General features: G+C 58.8%; 15 protein-coding genes, 1 tRNA gene, 1 pseudogene and 1 riboswitch. Of the genes and pseudogenes, 14 read left to right on the top strand and 3 right to left on the bottom strand.

Annotated features, from left to right (window positions below; all coding sequences use genetic code 11):
* The first annotated feature begins 2 nt into the window (after nt 1-2).
* From mreD to eutC, 6 genes are all read left to right on the top strand, one after another.
* Nucleotides 3-512 (top strand): rod shape-determining protein MreD, encoded by a 510-nt coding sequence (gene mreD, locus BN1012_RS10150; protein ID WP_043949526.1) that lies wholly within the window; start codon nt 3-5, stop codon nt 510-512.
* A 10-nt stretch (nt 513-522) separates the two neighbouring features.
* A complete protein-coding gene (mrdA, locus tag BN1012_RS10145) occupies nt 523-2,439 on the top strand; it encodes a penicillin-binding protein 2 (protein ID WP_043949525.1) in 1,917 nt (638 codons plus the stop codon).
* On the top strand, nt 2,439-3,584 hold the full coding sequence (gene rodA / locus BN1012_RS10140; RefSeq protein WP_043949524.1) for a rod shape-determining protein RodA: 1,146 nt from the start codon (nt 2,439-2,441) through the stop codon (nt 3,582-3,584). The genes mrdA and rodA overlap by 1 nt, the downstream gene beginning before the upstream one ends.
* A 158-nt stretch (nt 3,585-3,742) precedes the next feature.
* Nucleotides 3,743-3,818: transfer RNA gene (locus BN1012_RS10135), tRNA-Lys, on the top strand.
* Between the two features lie 94 nt (nt 3,819-3,912).
* Nucleotides 3,913-5,313, top strand: a complete 1,401-nt coding sequence (locus tag BN1012_RS10130; protein ID WP_043950920.1) for an ethanolamine ammonia-lyase subunit EutB — start codon at nt 3,913-3,915, stop codon at nt 5,311-5,313.
* The gene (gene eutC / locus BN1012_RS10125; RefSeq protein WP_043949523.1) at nt 5,310-6,062 is read left to right on the top strand and encodes an ethanolamine ammonia-lyase subunit EutC; all 753 of its coding nucleotides are present in this window, start codon (nt 5,310-5,312) and stop codon (nt 6,060-6,062) included. The genes BN1012_RS10130 and eutC overlap by 4 nt, the downstream gene beginning before the upstream one ends.
* On the opposite strand, the gene BN1012_RS10120 is transcribed toward eutC, so the two are convergent.
* Nucleotides 6,059-6,712 carry a peroxiredoxin-like family protein gene (locus tag BN1012_RS10120; RefSeq protein ID WP_043949522.1) on the bottom strand — a complete coding sequence of 218 codons (654 nt, stop codon included), beginning with the start codon at nt 6,710-6,712 and terminating at the stop codon, nt 6,059-6,061. The two genes, eutC and BN1012_RS10120, sit on opposite strands and share 4 nt — an antisense overlap.
* A 326-nt stretch (nt 6,713-7,038) precedes the next feature.
* On the opposite strand from BN1012_RS10120, the gene BN1012_RS10115 reads away from it, so the two are divergent.
* The gene (locus BN1012_RS10115; protein ID WP_043949521.1) at nt 7,039-8,814 is read left to right on the top strand and encodes a cation:proton antiporter; all 1,776 of its coding nucleotides are present in this window, start codon (nt 7,039-7,041) and stop codon (nt 8,812-8,814) included.
* Complete coding sequence (locus tag BN1012_RS10110; RefSeq protein WP_043949520.1) at nt 8,811-9,851, top strand: universal stress protein; 1,041 nt, start codon at nt 8,811-8,813, stop codon at nt 9,849-9,851. The genes BN1012_RS10115 and BN1012_RS10110 overlap by 4 nt, the downstream gene beginning before the upstream one ends.
* Nucleotides 9,852-9,859: 8 nt before the next feature.
* Here the strand turns inward: BN1012_RS10110 and BN1012_RS10105 are convergent, their stop codons facing one another.
* Nucleotides 9,860-11,917 carry an NADPH-dependent 2,4-dienoyl-CoA reductase gene (locus BN1012_RS10105; protein WP_043949519.1) on the bottom strand — a complete coding sequence of 686 codons (2,058 nt, stop codon included), beginning with the start codon at nt 11,915-11,917 and terminating at the stop codon, nt 9,860-9,862.
* Between the two features lie 59 nt (nt 11,918-11,976).
* A complete protein-coding gene (locus tag BN1012_RS10100) occupies nt 11,977-13,272 on the bottom strand; it encodes a cytochrome P450 (RefSeq protein WP_043949518.1) in 1,296 nt (431 codons plus the stop codon).
* A gap of 209 nt (nt 13,273-13,481) precedes the next feature.
* A riboswitch (cobalamin riboswitch) is annotated at nt 13,482-13,689 on the top strand.
* Between the two features lie 179 nt (nt 13,690-13,868).
* Between BN1012_RS10100 and BN1012_RS10090 the strand changes: the two genes are divergently transcribed.
* The 6 genes and pseudogenes from BN1012_RS10090 to metH form a co-directional block, all read left to right on the top strand.
* A complete protein-coding gene (locus tag BN1012_RS10090; RefSeq protein WP_043949516.1) occupies nt 13,869-15,899 on the top strand; it encodes a TonB-dependent receptor in 2,031 nt (676 codons plus the stop codon).
* A 28-nt stretch (nt 15,900-15,927) separates the two neighbouring features.
* Nucleotides 15,928-16,734 (top strand): ABC transporter substrate-binding protein, encoded by an 807-nt coding sequence (locus BN1012_RS10085; protein WP_043949515.1) that lies wholly within the window; start codon nt 15,928-15,930, stop codon nt 16,732-16,734.
* A complete protein-coding gene (locus BN1012_RS10080; RefSeq protein WP_043949514.1) occupies nt 16,731-17,726 on the top strand; it encodes a FecCD family ABC transporter permease in 996 nt (331 codons plus the stop codon). The genes BN1012_RS10085 and BN1012_RS10080 overlap by 4 nt, the downstream gene beginning before the upstream one ends.
* Nucleotides 17,723-18,508: an ABC transporter ATP-binding protein gene (locus BN1012_RS10075; protein WP_043949513.1), complete on the top strand. Its 786-nt coding sequence runs from the start codon at nt 17,723-17,725 to the stop codon at nt 18,506-18,508. The genes BN1012_RS10080 and BN1012_RS10075 overlap by 4 nt, the downstream gene beginning before the upstream one ends.
* Nucleotides 18,509-18,524: 16 nt before the next feature.
* Nucleotides 18,525-19,085, top strand: coding sequence for a cob(I)yrinic acid a,c-diamide adenosyltransferase (locus tag BN1012_RS10070; RefSeq protein ID WP_043949512.1), 561 nt, complete (start codon nt 18,525-18,527; stop codon nt 19,083-19,085).
* Between the two features lie 123 nt (nt 19,086-19,208).
* Nucleotides 19,209-21,262: pseudogene (metH, locus tag BN1012_RS17795) on the top strand (methionine synthase); the annotation flags it as partial.

The raw sequence follows: 21,262 nt of genomic DNA, 5'->3' as shown, positions 1-21,262 counted from the left end.
CCATGCGTGATGTATCGCAGGCATTCTGGATTGCTGTTCCTGTGGGCTTGTCCCTCATTTGCATTTTGTTGGGCCTCGTCCCCGTGGGCGTTGGAACCGGGGGCACAATCGCTCCGATCTTCACCCTGGCGGTTGTCTATTTCTTCTCCGTTCACCGGCCTGAGTTCTTTCCGCCTTGGGCTGTGTTTTTCATCGGGCTGCTGCAGGACATCATGTCAGGCGGCCCGCTTGGTCTTTATACGGTTGTTCTGCTGGCGGCCTACGGTCTTACCCATTCTCAGCGCCTGTTCTTGATGGGGCGCGGCTTTTCGACTTTGTGGGTCGGCTTTCTTGCCATTTGTGCCATCGCTGCCGTGATCATGTGGTTTGGGGCATCTGTTCACTACGGCATCGCGGTCAATCCTCTGCCACTGCTATGGCAGGCAGGCATTACGGCGCTCATCTACCCACCGGTCTCTTTCATCCTTACCCGGATCAATCGTCAGATGGCGATCCTGGCACCGGCAGCGTAAGGACAGACCCATGGCACTAGATGATCGCGATGCAGATAAGCAGAAGATGTTTTCCCGCCGGGCAGCCATTCTTGGCGGAGGCCAGGTGGCGCTTTTCACGGTGCTTGCCGGGCGGATGTACTATCTGCAGGTGATTGAAAGCCAGGAATACGAAATTCTGGCGGAAGAAAACCGCGTCAATGTTCGGCTGCTGCCACCCCTGCGGGGTGAAATTCTGGACCGCTTCGGAGAGAAGCTGGCGTCCAACCGCCAGAATTTCCGCGTTGTGCTGATCCCCGAGCAGACAGATGACGTCGAGACCACCCTCGACAAGCTCTCCGAGATTATTCCCATTTCTGACCGGACCCGTAAGCGCCTGCTGCGCGAAGTGCGTCAGAAGCGTGGCTTTGTTCCTCTCACGGTTGCGGAAAACCTTGAGTGGGAATCCTTTGCCGAGATCAATATCCACACACCAGATCTTCCGGGTCTTCAGCCGGAGGTGGGCGATACGCGGCATTATCCGTATGGAGAAGACCTGGCTCACGTGGTGGGGTATGTGGCCGCCGTTACGGACAAGGATCTGGAGGGCGCCAACGACCCGCTCTTGCAACTGCCGGGCTTTCGGGTTGGACGGTCGGGTGTTGAGCGACTGCTGGAGAACGAACTGCGCGGACGCGCGGGCAACAGCCGCGTTGAGGTGAATGCATTTGGCCGGGTCATTCGTGAGCTGGCCAAGGATCCCGGCACACCGGGGGATGAAGTTGTTCTGACCCTCGACATGGACATTCAGCGCTACGCAACTGAGCGTGTGCGCGGGGAGAGTGCGTCTGTCGTTGTGATGGATGTGTTGACCGGCGAACTTGTGTCGATTGTGTCTGCGCCTGGATTTGACCCCAATCTGTTCAATGTCGGCCTTAGTCAGGCCGAGTGGGATGGGCTGACGAACAATGAGCTCAATCCCCTGGTGAACAAGACACTGGCCGGGCAATACCCGCCGGGGTCTACCTACAAGATGATTGTTGCTCTTGCCGCCCTTGAGGCGGGGACGATCAGTCCGCGTCGCATGATCTCCTGCACCGGCAAGGTGACGCTGGGCAGTCATGACTTCCACTGCTGGAAACGCGGGGGGCATGGGCCGGTCAATATGGTCGAAGCCATCAAGCAGTCCTGCAATGTCTATTTCTATGAAATCGGCAAGCGCGTTGGCATCGACAAGATTGAGGAAATGTCGCGGCGCTTTGGTCTGGGTGACCAACTGGCTGTTGATATGGCGGGCGAGAAATCGGGCCTGGTACCGTCGCGCGGCTGGAAGCGCGCCACGACGGGTATTTCCTGGCAACAGGGTGAAACGCTCAATGCCTCGATCGGGCAGGGCTATGTGCTGACGACGCCGCTGCAGCTGGCAACCATGGCGGCGCGCCTCGCCAATGGCGGCAATGGTGTTCGGCCGTGGCTTGTGCGGTCCGTAGGCGGGCAACTGCGAGAAATGCCTCAGGTGGTGCCAATGGGTATTGACCCGGCTCATATGAAAGTCATTCAGGACGGCATGGACGCGGTAGTGAATATTCCCGGTGGTACGGCCTTCCGTTCCCGGCTGCCGCTTGAAAATGCCAGCATGGCCGGCAAGACCGGGACAGCTCTGGTGCGCCGCATTTCGCGTGAAGAACGGGCGAGGGGCGTGCTCAAGAATAACGAGCTGCCATGGAAGTTCCGTGACCACGCGTTGTTCGTCGGCTATGGACCCGTTGAAAACCCACGCTATTCCATTTCCGTCATTGTCGATCATGGCGGCGGCGGCAGCCGTGCCGCGGCTCCCGTAGCGAAAGACATCATGACGCGCGTCCTGACACGCGACCCCATGCAGATGTCCGCGTATGAGAAGCTGACACCGGGCAGTGATGTGACGTCGCTTGAAAGCGCCGCGGACGCATCAGGAGGACGTGGCTGATGGTTATGGAGGCCATATCACGCTCCGGCCGCATGAGCCTTGTGGACAAGCTCTACGAGATCAATTGGGTGTTCATGCTGCTCATCACGGCTATCGCTGCGGTCGGATTTGCGATGCTGTATTCGGCCGCCGACGGCAGTTTTGACCCGTGGGCCTCACGGCAGATGATCCGCTTTGCCATGGGCATGGCGATTTTGCTTGTGTTTGCGCTGATCGACCCGCGCATATGGTTGCAGCTTGCTTATCCTGCTTACGCCTTCGCTCTGTTGTTGCTGATTGCCGTCGAGGTTGCGGGCACCACAGGTATGGGAGCGACGCGCTGGATCAATCTTGGCTTCATTCAGCTGCAGCCGTCAGAGCTTATGAAAATTACGCTGGCCCTGGCATTGGCGCGCTACTATCACGTGCTGGAACAGGACCGGGTCTCCCATCCGCTGTATCTGTTGCCAGCGCTGGCGTTCATCGCCTTGCCGGTGGCACTGGTCCTGCGTCAGCCGGATCTTGGTACGGCGCTGCTGCTGTCCGTCGTGGGCATCTCCATCATCTTCATGGCCGGTCTGTCCTGGCGCTACATTATTGCAGCGGGTGCTGCTGCCCTGGCTGCCATTCCCATCGTCTGGGAATTTTTGCATCCCTATCAAAAGGAACGGGTGTTTACGTTCCTTGATCCATCGAGGGATCCGCTGGGCGCCGGCTATCACACGACCCAGGCCAAGATTGCGCTGGGCTCGGGCAGTGTGTGGGGCAAGGGCTTCATGGAAGGCACCCAGAGCCATTTGAACTTCCTGCCGGAAAAACAGACCGACTTTATTTTCGTGATGCTGTCTGAGGAAATGGGGCTGATGGGGGGGCTTGCTCTCATGGGGCTGTATGCGGCGGTGCTTGGCTTTGCATTGACGGTTGCCATCGGCATTCGTCATCAGTTCGGCCGGCTGTTGGTGGCGGCTCTGGCCGTCAATTTCTTCCTCTATGTCTTCATCAATGTCGCCATGGTGATGGGGCTGATCCCGATTGTGGGTGTGCCCCTTCCGCTGGTGTCCTATGGCGGGTCGGCCATGCTGGTCATTCTGGCCGGGTTTGGCCTTTTGATGAGTATCTATGTGCATCGGGGCGAGGAATTGCCGCGCGGTGGCGGCATCATCTAGCCCATTCAGGCGCAACAGGTTTTTACATCAGGACAAATCAGCGCTGGCTACTTGCGGCGGGCGCAGGGCTTTGCTATCACCCGCCATCGTTCGCGCAGGCAGCGTCTTTTCCAACGGAGATTCTTGAGTTTCCCGGACGCTGATCCTCCTGCCCGGCGGGGCGCATAGCTCAGTTGGTAGAGCAGCTGACTCTTAATCAGCGGGTCCAAGGTTCGAATCCTTGTGCGCCCACCAATTTCCAAGGTGAGACGAGACCCTGTAGGCCAGACCCTGTATGATTGTGTGACTGCCGGTATTGCTGGCGGGTCTGACACATTCGGGGGTGGGTTTGACGCTTTATCGGCATGTCATCGGCGGCACGGTCTATCAGTTTGATGGGCTGAGGGACCTGCTTGCCAAGGCCAGTCCGCATCGATCCGGTGATGTGCTGGCGGGCGTCGCTGCCCGGAGTGAAGCTGAGCGGGCTGCCGCGTGTTATGCACTTGCCGATGTTCCGCTTTCAGCGTTTATCGACCATCACCTGGTTTCCTATGAAGATGATGACGTCACGCGGCTGATTGTCGACGGTCACGACCCTGCGGCATTTGAGCCGGTGCGCAGCCTGACAGTTGGCGGGTTCCGGGACTGGCTGCTGGGCGACGAGGCGACGGCTGCAACCCTTTCATCCGTGGCGCCGGGCCTGATGCCCGAAATGGTGGCTGCGGTCTCAAAGCTCATGCGCAATCAGGACCTGATTGCCGTGGCGCGCAAGTGCCGTGTGCTCACCGGCTTCCGCTCGACGATGGGGGGCACGGGGCGGCTGGGGGTACGGCTCCAGCCCAATCACCCCACTGATAATCCCAAGGGGATCGCGGCATCAATCCTGGACGGCCTGATGTATGGGTGCGGCGATGCCTTGATCGGCATTAATCCGGCCACGGACAGTGTGGATGCCATGGTGCGTCTGCTGCATTTGATTGATGACGTCCGCACCCGGTTTGATATCCCGACGCAATCCTGTGTGCTTTCTCATGTGACAACCGCGCTTGAGGCCATGAAGATGGGTGCGCCGGTTGACCTGGTATTCCAGTCGATTGCGGGGACCCAGGCTGCTAACGAAAGTTTCGGCATTACGCTCGATATGCTTGCCGAAGCCAACGCGACCGCGCGATCCCTGGGGCGCGGGACAGTGGGTGACAATGTGATGTATTTCGAGACGGGGCAGGGCGCGGCCCTGTCAGCAGACGCCCATCATGGCATTGATCAGCAGACGGTTGAGGCGCGAGCCTACGCGGTGGCGCGGAAGTTTGAACCGTTTCTGACCAATACGGTCGTGGGCTTCATCGGGCCGGAATATTTGTATGACGGCAAACAGATTGTGCGCGCCGGTCTCGAAGACCATTTCTGCGGCAAGCTGCTCGGTGTGCCCATGGGTGTGGACGTCTGCTACACCAACCATGCGGAAGCCGACCAGAATGATATGGATGGTTTGCTGACCCTGCTGGGCGTTGCAGGCTGTACCTTCATCATGGGTGTGCCTGGCGCAGACGACATCATGCTCAGCTATCAGTCGACTTCGTTTCATGATGCGCTTTATGTGCGCGATGTGCTGGGTCTTAAGCCTGCACCGGAATTTGAAGCATGGCTGAAATCTATGGAGATCATGGATGGGCAGGGCCGTGTGCGTCCGCAGCTTACAGGTCAGTCCGGTGCCACGAAATTGTTGGGTTTTGAGGAGCAAGCGCGATGACGGCTCCTGACCGCTGGCATTTTTTACGTCAACACACCGATGCGCGCATTGCGCTTGGCCGAAGCGGCAATGCCTTGCCGACGGATGAGGTGCTGGCATTTCAGCTTGCTCATGCGCAGGCGCGAGACGCGGTGCATGGGAGCATGGATGTCGATGTCCTGAGGCGTCAGCTGGTAGATGCGGGTGTCTCGCTGTCGGTTGAGTTGGTCGCCTCGCGGGCGCCCGATCGCGCCGCGTTTTTGCAGCGTCCGGACCTGGGGCGTCTGTTGGATGCAGACGCAACTCTGTCTGCTGGTGACAGATGTGACGTTGTGTTTGTCCTTGGGGATGGTCTGTCAGCCCGCGCGGTCATGGAGAATGGTGTGGCAACACTGGCAGCCACTCTCGCGCACCTTGATGGTTGGGACGTTGGCCCGATTGTTATTGCGCAGCAGGCCCGCGTTGCCCTGGCAGACCCGATTGGTGAGGCGCTGGGTGCACAACTTGCGGTGATGTTGATCGGCGAACGTCCCGGGCTGTCAGCTGCAGATAGTCTTGGGGCGTATCTCACCTATGGCCCGCGGGTTGGTCGACAGAATGCAGATCGCAACTGTGTCTCCAACATTCGGGACAAGGGTCTGGCGCCGGAAGATGCCGGTCACAAGATTGCCTATCTGCTTGGTCGGGCGCGGGAATTGAGTCTGACGGGCGTCGCCCTGAAAGACGACGCCCCCTTACAGATTGCGAATGAAAAGCCGACTGACAGCTAGGCTGCGACGCTGGCCTTGAGGGCTGTAAGCGCATCCGATGGTTCGAGGCGGCGCGTGTAATTCACATCCACATCCGCCAGAACAATTTTGCCATTGGCATCGACCACGAAGGTGGCCGGGATGGGCAACGACCAGCCGGAGCCGGCATTGAGACCGGGCAGGTCCATGCCGAACTTGCCATAAAGCTCCTGCAACGGTTTCGGTAGCTCGAACGCGATGCCCAGTGCTTTGGCGAATGCGTTTTCATTGTCCGTCAGAACCGGGAATGTCAGCGCGTTCTTCTCGGTGGTGGAGAGCGAGTTGTCGGGTTTTTCCGGGGTCACAGCCACAAGCTGTGCGCCCAGGGCGGTGATGTCGCCCAGAATGTCCTGGTAGGCCTTGAGCTCGAAATTGCAGTAGGGGCACCAGCCGCCACGATAGAAATTGATGATCAGCGGGCCATTGGCGAGGAGATTCGACATCTGCACCGTGTCGCCGGTAGCGCTGGTAAAGGTTGCGTCAGGCAAGGTGTCACCCACCTTCAACGCGTTCTGTCCAACACCCTTTGCGACCAGTTCCTCGTCGGCGGCGCGCATGACGGCCAATGCTTCTTCAGGAATGCGTTTGGACGCACCGGCGCGGGTTTCTTCCAGTAGGGTTTGCAGGGACATGAAAAAGCTCCGTTTTTGATGGGTTCATGGCCTAGTTGGCCCCTTCTGCATGCTGCGCCAAATTGTTTTGACAGAACACAGTGGTTTGATTTTGAACCATGCACAGAGCATTGACCAACCTTTGAGTTCTCACGTTTCTGTGTCGGTCGATGGACCGTCATCGCAATTTCATGGTGTCGTCGCCAAGGCGATTGTATGATCAGACTTCAACTCACGGACGTGATGTTGGGCGTGCGGTGGCGGTGCTGCCGTATTTGCTCGGGGGAGCAATGCGCCGTCCATAACCAAAGCATAAGTGCGACGTACGCTCTTATGGCGTCGGGGCTATGGCAGAAATTGTTTCGGGCTACGTCTTCTATGAAGTTGCGACACTTCTGGTGCTTGCGGCGGGTGTCGGTTTTGTTGGCCTGCTGCTGCGCCAGCCTTTGATCGTCAGCTTCATTGCCGTTGGTGTCCTGGCGGGCCCTTCGGTGCTCAATGTTGCCCAGTCAGATGAATATATTGATCTGCTGGCAGAACTTGGCATCGCCATCCTGCTCTTTCTGGTCGGGCTGAAGCTTGATCTCAAACTTGTTCGGACCCTGGGACCCGTGGCGCTTGTCACCGGGCTGGGGCAGGTCGCGTTTACTTCGGCCTTCGGCTTCCTGATTGCCCTGGCCTTGGGATTTGACTGGGTGACGTCAGCCTATGTCGGGGTTGCCCTGACGTTTTCCTCGACGATCATCATCGTCAAGCTGCTGTCAGACAAACGCGAGATCGACTCTCTTCACGGGCGGATCGCTTTAGGCTTTCTGATCGTCCAGGACCTGGTGGTTGTGCTGGCGATGATTGTGCTGTCTGCCATCGGGCAGGGGCAGGCAAGTGCCGAAGCGGAGGGGGGAGGTTTTGCCGGCGCGGCGCTGGTCTTTGTCTATGGTGCTGCGCTTGTCGGTCTGGTGCTTCTATTTGTGCGGTATGTGGCAACGCCGCTTGTCACACGTATGGCAGCAGCGCCCGAGTTGCTCATTGCCTTTGCAATCGGCTGGGCCGCATTGCTGGCGGCGGTTGGGCATTATCTGGGATTTGGCAAGGAGCTGGGAGGCCTACTCGCAGGCGTGTCTCTGGCCTCCACGCCGTTCCGTGAAGCCATTGCTGCGCGGCTTGCGGCTCTGCGTGATTTTCTGCTGCTGTTTTTCTTTATCTCGCTTGGCGCGGCTTTGGACATGACCGTCCTGGGCGAAAGTGTCGGGGCGGCACTTGTCTTCTCGCTCTTCGTGCTTATCGGCAATCCGCTGATCGTTCTGGTGATCATGATCACCATGGGCTACCGAGCCCGCACCGGCTTTCTGGCTGGATTGACAGTCGCGCAGATCTCGGAGTTTTCGCTCATCTTCATGGCGATGGGCATGACGCTTGGCCATGTCTCACAGGAGGGGCTTGGGCTTGTCACCCTTGTGGGGCTGATCACCATCGCGGCGTCCACCTACATGATTACCTATTCGCACTGGTTGCATGACCGACTGGCACCGGTGCTGCAAAGGCTTGATCTCAGACGCAAAGATCATCACGCGAGTCGCCTGGATGACGAGGATGAAAATCGCTCGGCAGCGGGGCCCGAGGTTCTTGTTTTTGGCCTGGGGCGGTATGGCGGCGCGGTTGCGCAGCGGCTGGAGAAACGGGGCATGTGTGTTCTTGGTGTCGATTTCAACCCGGCCGCCATCCGCCTGTGGCGCCGCGAAGGGCTGGACGTGATCTACGGGGACGCGACCGACCCTGAATTCATCATGCACCTGCCGCTGCGCTCTGTTCAGCATGCTGTTGCGGCGATGCCGGAACATGCCGCTGCAATCGCGACGGGAGACCCGCGTGCCATGCTTGCGACGGGTCTTCGGGATGCCGGTTATCAAGGTCAGATCGCAGCGGTTTGTCATCATGGTGATGAGAACGGCGTCCTCAAGGCAGCCGGTGTGTCGCTCGTGCTTGAGCCTTTTCAGGACGCCGCCGAGCGCGCCACAGACCTGATCCTTGGCGGGCCGCAGGCGCCTCGTATTGAGGTGATGGACCCACTTGAGCAGGAACAAATTGAAGATAGCGATGAAGACATTAGGGAGCGAGCTGTATGACACAGGTAACGGGTGAAAATGGTTTTCAGCGTGTTCTCGTCATCTGCACAGATGCTGATAATCATACCGGGCTGAAGCATGCCGCCATGATGTGTGATGCGGCCAAGCGCGATGGTCGCCAGCCGCCGATCATTGAGGTGCTGTCAGTTGTCGAGCCTCAGCCGGGAGAAGACTTTATCCAGGCGTTGGGTGGCGCTTCTTTGGACCGGCTGGAAGACATGAGGCGAGATGACCGGCGTGGTCATGTGGCGCAGGCTTTGCTCGATGTGGGGTTGCCAGACACCACAGCTGTGACGATTGTGTCCGGGAAGGAGTTTGTGGAAGTCGTCCGGCGCAGTCTTGAAGTCGATGCTGATCTGGTGATCAAGCCTGCCGCGCAGGTGAACGGGCTTCACGCTCATATATTTGGCAGTACGGACCTGCACCTGCTGCGCAAATGCCCGTGCCCCGTATGGGTGGTGCGGCCATTTCGGGATGCTGGTCCTGATGATCGAGACGGGCCCAAGCCCTCGGCGACGCCGCTTGTGGTGGCTGCCGTGGATTTCGACCGTGATGCGGACGCTACGGGAGATACATCTCAGGATGCACTCAATGGTTCAATTGTTGCGGCTGCCGTGTCGATTGCCCATGCAAGTGGCGCGGGGTTGATATTCGTTCACGCCTGGCAGGCGCCTGCTGAGGGTTTGCTGCAACGTGCGGCACCGGGTGTGTCCTCTAGCGAGCTGGCGCAGTATGTCCGCGAGGTCGAGCGCTGGCATCATGCCGCCCTCGACACGTTTGTGGGCGCCGCACGTCGCGACGCGGGTACGAAGGTTTCGCACATGTCTTCGGCTCTGCTTCAGGGTGATGCCGATGAAGCCATTGCCCGGTACGTAAACGAGCGCCGCCCTATTGCGCTGGTCATGGGGACGATCGGACGTACGGGCATCCCCGGTGTCATCATTGGCAATACCGCCGAGGACATTCTGATTGCCATTGACGGATCAGTGCTGGCGGTGAAGCCACCCGGGTTTGAAAGTCCGCTTCACCTTGACTGAGGGCTGCGTCAGACAGCAGCAGCCTGATAGCACGCCTGATTGATGGCGCGTTTGGCGTCGAGTTCGGATGCCTCATAGGCACCGCCGACCAGGGACGCATTCACGCCTGCGTCCTTCAATTCATCATAGAGGTCACGCAGCGGCTCCTGACCAGCGCAGACGATGACAGTGTCAACGTCCAGCGAGTGTGGTTCATTGCCGATGAGGACATGCAGACCGTCATCATCGAGACGAATGTACTCCACGCCGTTCATCATCTGCACGCCACGACGGTGCAGCGTGAGGCGATGGGTCCAGCCGGTGGTCTTGCCAAGACCCTTGCCGACGCCCGTTGTCTTGCGCTGCATGAGATAGACCGTGCGGTCGGACTTCGCGACGACAGGCTCTACGCCCGTCACGCCACCACGGGGATGGTTCTTGAAATCAACGCCCCATTCCCTGGCGAACAGATCAATATCAAGGGCAGACGACTTGCCTTCGTGGGTGATGAGTTCCGCGACGTCAAATCCAATGCCGCCGGCGCCCATGATGGCGACATTCTTGCCGACAGGTTTTTTGCCGGTAATGGCGTCGATGTAACCGATGGCTTTGGGGTGATCGATGCCGGGCATGTCCGGGGTGCGCGGTTTGATGCCGGTGGCGATGATGACATCGTCATAGCCTTCGTTCTGCAGCATGCCTGCGGAGACGCGGGTGTTGAGGCGCAGGTCAATGCCGTATTTTTCAATCATCCGACCGTAGTAGCGGAGCGTTTCGTAAAACTCTTCTTTGCCGGGAATGCGCTTGGCGAGATTGAACTGGCCGCCGATCTCAGAAGCTGAATCATACAGCGTGACGTCATGGCCGCGCTGGGCAGCCACGTCCGCATAGGCGAGACCAGCAGGACCAGCGCCAATGACGGCGATCTTCTTTTTCTCTTTCGCGGGCAAGTAGGTCAGCTTGGTTTCGTGGCAGGCGCGCGGGTTGACCAGGCAACTGACTTCCTGGTTGCCGCCGAAAGTGTGGTCGAGGCAGGCCTGGTTACATCCAATGCAGGTGTTGATCTCATCGACACGGCCTTCGCGGGCTTTGCGCACAAGATCGGCGTCCGCAAGCATCGGGCGCGCCATGGAGACAATATCCGCGTGGCCGTCTGCCAGCACCTGCTCGGCAACGTCCGGCATGTTGATGCGGTTGCTGGTGATGCAGGGGATGTTGACCTCTTTGCGCAGGCGCCCCGTGACGCTGGCAAAGGCTGCCCGCGGCACCATGGTGGCGATGGTCGGTACGGCTGACTCGTGCCAGGTGAAGTGGGTGCTGATGATGTTGACGCCCAACTCTTCAAGACGCTTGGCAAGCGTCACGATCTCGTCCCACGACATGCCGCCCTGCAGCATGTCCATGGCGGCAATGCGGAAGATGACGATGAAGTTTTCGCCAACAGCTTCACGGATGCGGCGGACAACCTCGAGCGGGAAGCGCATGCGGTTCTCGTAAGAGCCGCCCCATTGGTCGGTGCGCAAATTGGTCTTTTCAACAAGGAACGTGCTGAGCAGGTAGCCAGCCGACCCAATGATTTCCACGCCGTCATAGCCCGCTTCCTGAGCGCGGGCGGCGCAATTGGCGAAATCCGACAGCTGCTTTTCGATACCTGCGTCGTCCAGTTCGTTGGGCACGAAGCGGGCGATGCGGGACCGCACAGGCGAGGGCGCAACACAGCCTTCGTGGGGCGAGAGCGGCCCTGAGTGAAGGATCTGCATGCAGATTTTCACGTCCGGGTCTGCCGCGTGCACGGCGTCTGTAATGATCTTGTGCTGGGCTGCTTCTTCGGCGGTCGCAAGCTTGGCGCCAAGGCCGCCTTCTTCATTGGGGGAGATGCCGCCGGTGATGATCATGCCGACGCCGCCGGCTGCACGCTCGGCGTAGTAGGCGGCCATGCGCTCAAAACCGTCTTCTGCTTCTTCCAGGCCGGTGTGCATGGAGCCCATGAGGGCGCGGTTCTTGATTTTGGTGTGGCCAAGATCAAGGGGTGAGAAGAGGCGCGAGAATTGCTTCTCGCCTGGTGCGGCTTGGGTGGCGGCGGACATGGCGGTGGCTCCCTGGAGGTCGTCGGTAGGCGTGTTGTTGGTGGCGGCTTTGTGCCGACTTAGCTCATCTTGAACTTGATGGGGACAGATTTAGGTCCGCACACAAAGTTGGCCAGCATGCGGGTGGGTTCTCCATCCAGTTCAACGCTGTCGAGACGTGGCAGCAGCTCTTCCCACAGGGCACGCATTTCCATGCGAGCCAGATGCTGACCCAGGCAGACATGGGCGCCATGGCCAAAAGCGATGTGGCGGTTGGGCTGACGGTTGACCTTGAATTCAAACGGATCGTCGAAAACGTCTTCGTCACGATTGCCGGACTGATAACAAAGCATCATCCAGTCACCCTTCTTGATCTCCTGACCACCAAGAACCGTGTCCTGGGTGGCGGAGCGCATGAAGTGCTTTACGGGTGTCACCCAGCGGATGGATTCTTCAACGAGGAGCGGGATGAGCTTGGGGTCATTCTTGACCTGCAGGAATTTCTGCCGGTCCTTGGCAAGTTCCCACATGGTGCCAGCAGTGGTGCCGGACGTGGTGTCATGGCCTGCGGTGGCAACGATGATGTAGTAGCCCATGGCTTCAAAGATGCCGATTGCCTCGCCATTGACCTTGCCATTGGCAATCACACTGGCAATGTCCGCACGCGGTGTCTTGCGGCGATCTTCGGTTACCGCAGTGAAGTACTCGACGAATTCGGCAACGGTGCCAGACAGGGCGGCCAGTGCTTCCTTCGGGTCGTCGCGCTCCTTGCCGGTGCGGTTGAGTTCGGGGTCTGCCGCACCAAACAACTCCTGGGTGAGCTTCAGCATCTTGGGTTCATCGGATTGCGGGACGCCCAGCAGTTCCATGATGACATGGAGCGGATAAAGGAAGGCGACGTCTTTCGCGAAGTCGCACCGGCCATCGTTCTTGCGGCCGAGTTCTTCCATGTGGTCCACAAAGCTTTTTGCAATCTTGCGGACCTGGACTTCAAGAGCCTTGAGCTCCTGGGGCATGAAATTGGCCGCCGTGATGCCGCGATAATTTTTGTGGTCCGGGTTGTCCATCTGAACCAGGGAGCGGATCAGGTGCGGCGACCCGCCCATCATTTCACGCACGGCAGTATCGGTGTTTGCATCTACCAGCGTCGTGGACTTATCGCCGTTGTGGAAGACCTCGTTGTTGCGTTCGACTTCCACAATGTCCTTGTGTTTTGTCACGACCCAGAACGGCTCAAAGCCCTGTGGCCCTGCAACACCAAGAGGTGTGTCCTTACGCAGCTTTGCAAATGCCTCATCAATCGCGTTCCCGTCAGCGTAGGAACGGGGGTCCACGACCGTGATGGCAATGTCATCGGGAATATTTGGATCGATCATCTAGCTGCTTCTCCCTTTTTGGACCGTAGTCCAATTTGTTTTGCAGATGATGGCGGCGGTGGCGTGCGGTATCAACTGGAATCCCTTGTTTCTCCCGGGTTTCTGAGGGGTTTCTCGTTGTTTTTCGCCGGGGCATGCGGTTGACGTAGGGTCAACCTTTCTCGGGTGGCCCGTGTTTTGGTTCTTGCGCGGTGCAGCAATGTGGCGTTACAAGCCGCTCGACCATCGGTTCGCTGGAAACAGCGACGAAAAGGGAATGCGGTGCGGACAGATATTGTCCAAATCCGCGGCTGCCCCCGCAACTGTGAGCGGTGAGCGCTTTGGCCATTATGCCACTGATGCAGAAATGCATTGGGAAGGCGGCTGCAAGTGCGATGACCCGTGAGCCAGGAGACCTGCCGATGCGAGCATCGCCTTAAGGCGTCGTGCGGTGGGCGCGATCCTTGCGGGAAACCGCTTTGGCGACTGCGTTTTTGTAAACGTGGCGCTGGGGCTGGTGGAATGTACTCCTCGCATACCTCCTTCCAGATTGCCGTCATGCGCATCATTGGGCTTTGCCCCATGTCGCGTGTGATTTGAACCAGGGGGTGGGGCATATGAAGCTCACCAGACATCTGTGCGCAAGCGCAGCAATTGCAGCGCTTGGCGCTGCAGTATTCGCGCAGCCCGTTGCTGCTCAGGAAGTTGCAACCAGTGCATTTGAATTGCCGCCTGTGGTCTCGACGGCCAGCCGGTTGAGCGCGGGTCTGACTTCATCGTCGGTCACGATTGTGGATCGGGCGGCGATTGACCGTCATCCTGGCCAAACGCTGCCTGAAATTCTTGCGACCGAAGCGGGCCTGCATGTTCGGGATATTTTCGGCAGTGGCAACTCGTCGGCGGTTGTCGATATTCGGGGCTTTGGCGAACAGGCGACGCAGAACGTGCTCGTTCTCGTCGATGGTCGGCGGATCAATGATCTTGATCTATCCGGTGTGCAGTTCGCGCTTGTATCTCGCAGTTCCATTCAACACATTGAAGTGCTGCGCGGGTCTGCAGCATCGGTGTTGTATGGCGAGGGCGCTGTGGGCGGTGCCATCAATATCGTTACTCAGGGCGGGCCAAAGAAAACCGGTGTCTCCGTCACCGGGACAGTTGGCAGCTTCGGCTATCGCCGCGCGCGGGGCATCTTTCAGTGGGGCGGTGAGCAGGCACATATTGCGCTTACGGCTGACACCACCGAAAGCGACGGGTATCGCCGCAACAACCAACTGACGCGTCACATCTATTCTGCGACCATCAGTGGAGATATCGGCTATACGGCCTACCGTCTTGGGGCGACCTACAACACAGAAGAGCTGGGTCTGCCTGGCAATCGTATTGTCAATTTGCCAGCGGGAATCAATCTGGTTGAGTCCAATCCACGTGGTGCACAGAACCCCCTGGATTTTGCGGAAGAACGCGGTGTGCGTTTTGAAGCTGGCATCGAGCAGCAATTGACCGACGGTCTGAAACTCACAGTGGACACTGCCTATCGTCGCAGCCTGACCTCAAGTGACTTCATTGGGGCCTTCACGCTGGATGATCGGGCACTGTCGACTGCGAGTATCAGCCCGCGGATCAGCTACAATGGTGAGATTGGCGGCCATGCCGTGAATTTCATTGGCGGCATTGATGCGTCCCACACCACTGCTGAAGTGGAACGCCGTTTTATCGGGTTTGCCGGCGGAGCGGAATTCGATGGCTGGCAGTCTTCCGTTTCGCTTTATGGTCAGGCTGATGTTGCGTTGACGGAAACCTTGACGCTGGACGCCGGTGTTCGCGCCATTCGTACGGGTTTGATGTTGGAATCACCCCAGAACCCACAAGCACGTGTCCGCAAAAATGAAACGGATCTGGCAGCCAATCTTGGTCTGGCCTTCGACGTGACGGACGCGGTTGAGGTCTTTGTGCGTGGCGGCCGTGCCGTTCGTGTGCCAACCATTGATGAGCGGGTCGGGACGCAGGTAAATCCGCTGACATTCCTGCCGGTGACATTTGGCCTCAAGACACAGACATCATGGGACATGGAAGCGGGAACGGAGTTCTCCGTGGGTCCCGTCGATGCACGTGTTTCGATTTTCGAGATGAACGTGCGTGACCAGATTGCCTTCACGCCGGGTGCCATTACCGGGTTTGGCTTCAACACCAATCTCGACAAGACACGCCGCCGTGGCATTGAAGCGGAAGCAGTGGCTGACGTGGGTGCCGGCTTCAGCGTTACACCGCGCGTGAACTGGATGCGGGCTGAATTCACGGAAGGCCCGTTTAACGGCAATCAGGTGCCTGTCGTGCCAAACCTGACCGCCGGCCTTGGCGTGGCGTGGACGGGAGACAACATCTGGGCCAACGCCAACTGGCGGTATGTCAGTGATCAGCGCATGATCAACGATCAGGAACAGCTTTTCCCGGAGATACCGTCATATGACCTGCTGGACATCGCAGCTGGCGGTACCATCGGAAAAGTGTCGATCAGTGGTGAGCTGCGCAATGTACTTGATGAGAGCTATTTCTCCAGCTCTGTGGGGTCGGACACCAACGCAAACCTCTACGGGGCTTTCCCGCAGCCGGGGCGGGCGTTCTATCTGGAAGCGTCGGTTGATTTCTAGGTCATCATTCTCACGACTGGCACGTCGAGTGCTGTTGGCCGGGGCGGCGTTTGCTGCCCCGGCTTTTGTCGTTCCCCAGGGGGCGATTGCGGCAGATCTGCCGCAGCGTATTGTTTCTATAAATCTGTGTACGGATCAGCTTCTGCTGGCTCTTGATCTGAAGGAGCAACTTGCGGCTGTCTCCTTTCTGGCGCGTGACCAAGACCTGTCGGTCATGTGGCGGGAGGCGCAGCAGGTCCCCATCACGCAGGCGTCGCTTGAAGGCATCTTGACCCTTCAACCAGATATGGTGATTGCGGGGGCTTTCGGGCATTCGAGACTTCTGGGTCATATCGAGCGATTGGGAATTGATGTCGTGCGGGTGGCTGACCCTGTATCGCTGACTGACATTCGGCAGACATATCTTGATGTGGGTGCCCGTGTGGGCGCGTCAGAGGTTGCTGAACAAATTGCGGCCGAGATCGATGACCTACTTGGCGCATCTGCTCGCGTTAGTGATGTCAGCGCGCTTATTCTGTCGCCGGGCCTGCTGGTCCATGCGGATGGCATGCTGGGCAGTTCTGTTTTGACGCATGCAGGGTATCGAAATGATTCGGGAGGACAGACATATCTTTCGCTTGAGCAACTTGCCCTGTCTCCACCGGATGTGCTGCTGATTGCCGAACGGCCGAACGCTGCGCCATCGCAGGCGGGCAAGCTGTTTGCGCACCCGGCGCTTCAACACGCCAGCCGGATCAAACGCGTGCCGCCATCAGCACTTATCTGTGGCACCACTGAAACGGCGCGTTTGGCTGCTGCCCTGGCGGATGATCTGCGGCTGGAGGTTGGCCAATGAGCCAACGCCTCGTCATAACGGCTGCGATGCTTGTATTGCTTCTGGCATTTGTCTTTGTGTCTCTTGGTGCAGGGCCGGCTGGAAACCTGTTCTTGTCAGAAGATGGGATGAGCGAAGGGGCGCAGTTGATTTTCTGGGAACTGCGGGTGCCGCGTACGCTTCTGGCGGTTCTTGCCGGGGGCGTGTTGGGACTTGCGGGCGCGGCATTGCAGGGCCTGCTGCGCAATCCTCTCGCGGACCCGGGGCTGCTTGGCATTTCAGGCGCAGGGGCGCTTGGCGGTGTCGGCGCGCTTTACTTTGGTATTGCGTCCGCCTCGGTTGTTGCCATGCCAGTGGCTGGGCTTGCCGCTGCCAGTCTGGCCATTATTGGCCTGCTGCTGTTGTCCGGCAGGCGGCCACCTCCTGCAACGCTTATTCTTGCAGGGCTTGCCATCAACGCGCTGGTGGGTGCATTGACCTGGTTGGCTCTTGCTCTCGCGCCAAGCCCCTTTGCGGCGGCGGAAGCTCTGACATGGCTGATGGGCACGCTGGATGCAGCCTCCCTGCAGGATGTCTGGCTGGTGGCGCCATTTGCGGTTGTATCGGCCCTGTTTCTCTTGCCGCTGTCGCGCGGCCTTGATGCGCTGGCGCTGGGGGATGAGACGGCGACCACGCTTGGGGCGCGACCTGAGCGTGTGCGGCTTCTGGTTGTCGCCGGTGTGGCTGCGGGGACTGGTGCTGTCGGGGCGGTGATAGGGGCGTTGGCTTTTGTGGGGCTGGTCGTGCCGCATGCGCTTCGGCCGTTGGTCGGTGTGCGGCCTGGTGCGTTGCTGCTGCCGTCGATGATCGGCGGTGCCATTCTCACTCTGGCGGCCGATCTGGTATTGCGGGTCGGTCTGGCAGATGTGCGTCTGCAGCTTGGCGTTCTCACATCGCTTCTTGGTGCCCCTGTGTTCCTCTGGCTCGTCATGCGCGTGCGTTTCGCCGCCGGTGGTGGAGGGCAGGGCATATGATGCGCGCAGTCGATCTTTGCGTCAGCTATGGGCCCAACACGGTCCTGGATCGGGTTTCGGTCAGTGTATCCGGTGGTGAGCTTGTGGGCATTCTGGGTGCCAACGGCGCGGGCAAGTCGACATTGCTTCGGTGCCTCGCCGGCGCTGCTGCGCTCAACGCCGGGCAGATTGCCATCGGGGCTGATGACTTTTGTGATCTGAAACCCGAAGCACGGGCACGCCGCGTTGGGTATCTGCCGCAACGACCGCGGGTCGAGTGGCCGATGCCGGTTGAGGAAGTGGCCGCGCTCGGGCGCCTGCCACACCAGCCGTGGTGGCAGGGCGTTGATGCAACAGCCAGGTCCCCGGAAGTTGTTGCGGCTCTGGATGCGTGTGACGTGGCACACTTTGCAACGCGCACAGTTGATACGTTGTCGGGTGGTGAATTCGCGCGGGTCATGATGGCGCGGCTGCTTGCGGGTCAGCACGAGGTGTTGATTGCCGATGAACCGATTTCTGACCTTGATCCGCCCCATCGGGTGGATGTGATGAACATTCTCAAAAGTGAAACACGCAAAGGCCGTGCGGCGCTTGTGGCTTTGCATGATCTGTCGTTGGCAGACCGCTATTGCGACCGGGTGGTGGTGCTTCATCATGGATGTGTCATTGCCCAAGGGCGCCCGAGTACTATCCTTGAGGCCGGGGTGCTGTCGCGCGCCTTTGATGCGTCCTGCCGCGTTACCCGCAGTGACGGACAATTGATTGCGGCATTTGACGGGTCACGGTCTGGAGCAGAGGCTTGAACAGGGAAGCAGATACATGGTGCGTTTGACATCAATCACGACCAAGGGCGGCGATAAAGGCCAGACGAGCCTGGCTGACGGAAGCCGCGTGGCCAAGTTTGACCCCCGCATTGTGGCGCAGGGCAGCGTGGACGAACTCAACGCGGCAATCGGTATTGCCGTGCTGCATGCGAGCGATGAAGTGCGCACCATGCTGACCCGCATCCAAAATGACCTGTTTGATCTGGGCTCTGACATCACCATTCCCGAGGCGGTGAAAACGGAAACGTCACTGCGGATTACCGATGCGCATGTGACAGCGCTGGAGGCAGATGTGGAGTCGGTGAATGGGCGGCTTGAGCCGTTGTCGTCATTTGTTCTGCCGGGCGGTTCGGCATCATCGGCCTATCTGCATCTGGCGCGCACGATTGCACGGCGTGCGGAACGCGATGTCTGGGCGCTGGCGGAACATGCCGAGATCAACGTGCTCATGGGCACCTATCTCAATCGACTGAGCGATCTGTTGTTCGTGCTTGGCCGCGACGCCAATGATGGCGGCAAGAGCGACGTTTTGTGGGTGCCTGGAGCAACGAAATAGGGTGCTGAAACGACGCCTTGAATTGATATAAAGAAACCTTTATGTCCTTATGCCTTGCCGTCCTGCGGAAAATCGTGTTTTTCGCAGTTTCTCGGCGTTTTTGGCTCGAAGGACCGTGGTTTTATGACTCGCGAAGACCGGCAGATTGCCCTGCAGGAGACATTGAAGTCCCGCATTATGGTGCTGGATGGCGCCATGGGCACCATGATCCAGAAGCACAAATTCGGCGAGGACGAGTATCGCGGCGAGCGCTTCAAGGACTGGGAGCGACCGCTTCAGGGCAATAATGACCTGCTTGTGCTGACGCAGCCCGATGCCATTCGCGATATCCACACGGAATATCTTGAAGCCGGCGCCGACTTTGCTGAAACCAACACCTTTTCATCAACGACCATCGCCCAGGCCGACTACGGCATGGAAGATCTGGCGTATGAGATGAATGTTGCTGCTGCCAAACTGGCGCGCGAAGCCTGCGATGCCATGGCGACTTCCGACCGGCAGCGCTTTGTTGCAGGCGCCCTGGGCCCAACCAACCGGACGGCCTCGCTGTCACCGGACGTGAACGACCCCGGCGCGCGCAACGTGACCTATGACGAGCTTCGCGTTGCCTACAAGGAAGCAACCAAGGGTCTGATTGAAGGCGGCACGGATGTGCTTCTGGTGGAAACCATCTTTGATACGCTCAACGCCAAGGCTGCGCTCTTTGCGATTGATGAAGTGTTTGAAGAGGTTGGCTTCAAACTGCCGGTGATGATTTCCGGCACGATTACAGATCGTTCCGGTCGCACACTGTCGGGCCAGACGACCGAAGCGTTCTGGTATTCCGTGCGCCATTCGCGCCCGCTGTCTGTTGGGCTGAACTGCGCCCTTGGCGCTGATCTGATGCGCCCGTTTGTGGCCGAGCTGTCCCGTGTGGCTGACGTGCCGGTCAGTGTGTATCCCAATGCAGGCTTGCCGAACGAATTTGGTGAGTATGACGAAACACCCGAACAAATGGCCGAAGCGCTTGGCCAGTGGGCGGATGATGGTCTGTTTAATATTGTAGGTGGGTGCTGCGGCACAACGCCGGATCACATTGGTGCCATCGCCAAGGCTGTGGAAGGGAAGGCCCCTCGCGCCATTCCGACTATAGATACACGCATTCGATTGTCAGGCCTTGAGCCGTTTACTGCGGCAGCATCTGCCGGAAAGGCTGCCGCGGAATGACTGAAGAAGCGCAAGCAGGCGAAGAGCGGGCCGGCGGCTCGTTTATCAATATCGGTGAACGGACCAATGTGACGGGGTCAGCCAAGTTCAAGAAACTCATCATCGATGGGGATTTTGACGCGGCCCTTGATGTGGCACGCGACCAGGTTGAGGGCGGGGCTCAGGTCATCGACATCAACATGGATGAAGCCATGCTGGATTCAGAAGCGGCCATGGTGCGCTTCTTGAACCTTGTGGCATCAGAACCAGACATTGCCCGCGTTCCTGTGATGATTGACTCCTCCAAGTGGGACATCATCGAAAGCGGGCTCAAATGCACGCAGGGCAAGGCGATCGTGAATTCGATCTCGCTCAAGGAAGGTCATGAGCCTTTTGTCGAGCACGCCAAGAAGATCCGGCGCTATGGTGCCGCGGCTGTGGTCATGGCGTTTGACGAAGATGGTCAGGCGGATGTGGCAGATCGCAAGTTTGAAATCTGCAAGCGCTCGTACGACGTGCTGGTAAATGAAGTTGGCTTCCCGCCGGAAGACATCATCTTTGACCCCAACATTTTTGCTGTCGCGACAGGCATCGAAGAACACAACAATTATGCCGTTGAGTTTTTTGAGGCGACGAAACGCATTCGTGCGGAGTTGCCGTTCTGCCATGTGTCTGGCGGTCTCTCCAACGTGTCGTTCTCGTTCCGCGGCAACAATGCCGTACGTGAAGCGATGCATGCCGTGTTTCTCTATCACGCCATTCCTGCAGGCATGGACATGGGTATCGTCAATCCAGCGTCTTTGACGGTCTATGACGAAATCCCTGAGGAGCTTCGCGAGCATGTTGAGGATGTGATCCTCAATCGACGTGAGGACGCTACCGACCGCCTTCTGGAAATTGCTGACAAGTACAAAGGCGGCGGCGCGACGGCGAAAGTAAAGGACCTGACCTGGCGCGAAGGCGACGTGCAGGCGCGTCTCACCCATGCACTC

The sequence above is a fragment of the Candidatus Phaeomarinobacter ectocarpi genome (genome assembly GCF_000689395.1).
GTDB classification, from domain to species: domain Bacteria; phylum Pseudomonadota; class Alphaproteobacteria; order CGMCC-115125; family CGMCC-115125; genus Pyruvatibacter; species Pyruvatibacter ectocarpi.
This window is presented reverse-complemented; position numbering and strand designations above follow the sequence as displayed.

Coding starts and splice junctions, on each gene's coding strand:
- mreD (WP_043949526.1), top strand. CDS start 3: ATGCGTGATGTATCGCAGGCATTCTGGATTGCTGTTCCTGTGGGCTTG.
- mrdA (WP_043949525.1), top strand. CDS start 523: ATGGCACTAGATGATCGCGATGCAGATAAGCAGAAGATGTTTTCCCGC.
- rodA (WP_043949524.1), top strand. CDS start 2,439: ATGGTTATGGAGGCCATATCACGCTCCGGCCGCATGAGCCTTGTGGAC.
- eutC (WP_043949523.1), top strand. CDS start 5,310: ATGACGGCTCCTGACCGCTGGCATTTTTTACGTCAACACACCGATGCG.
- BN1012_RS10120 (WP_043949522.1), bottom strand. CDS start 6,712: ATGTCCCTGCAAACCCTACTGGAAGAAACCCGCGCCGGTGCGTCCAAA.
- BN1012_RS10115 (WP_043949521.1), top strand. CDS start 7,039: ATGGCAGAAATTGTTTCGGGCTACGTCTTCTATGAAGTTGCGACACTT.
- BN1012_RS10110 (WP_043949520.1), top strand. CDS start 8,811: ATGACACAGGTAACGGGTGAAAATGGTTTTCAGCGTGTTCTCGTCATC.
- BN1012_RS10105 (WP_043949519.1), bottom strand. CDS start 11,917: ATGTCCGCCGCCACCCAAGCCGCACCAGGCGAGAAGCAATTCTCGCGC.
- BN1012_RS10100 (WP_043949518.1), bottom strand. CDS start 13,272: ATGATCGATCCAAATATTCCCGATGACATTGCCATCACGGTCGTGGAC.
- BN1012_RS10090 (WP_043949516.1), top strand. CDS start 13,869: ATGAAGCTCACCAGACATCTGTGCGCAAGCGCAGCAATTGCAGCGCTT.
- BN1012_RS10080 (WP_043949514.1), top strand. CDS start 16,731: ATGAGCCAACGCCTCGTCATAACGGCTGCGATGCTTGTATTGCTTCTG.
- BN1012_RS10075 (WP_043949513.1), top strand. CDS start 17,723: ATGATGCGCGCAGTCGATCTTTGCGTCAGCTATGGGCCCAACACGGTC.
- BN1012_RS10070 (WP_043949512.1), top strand. CDS start 18,525: ATGGTGCGTTTGACATCAATCACGACCAAGGGCGGCGATAAAGGCCAG.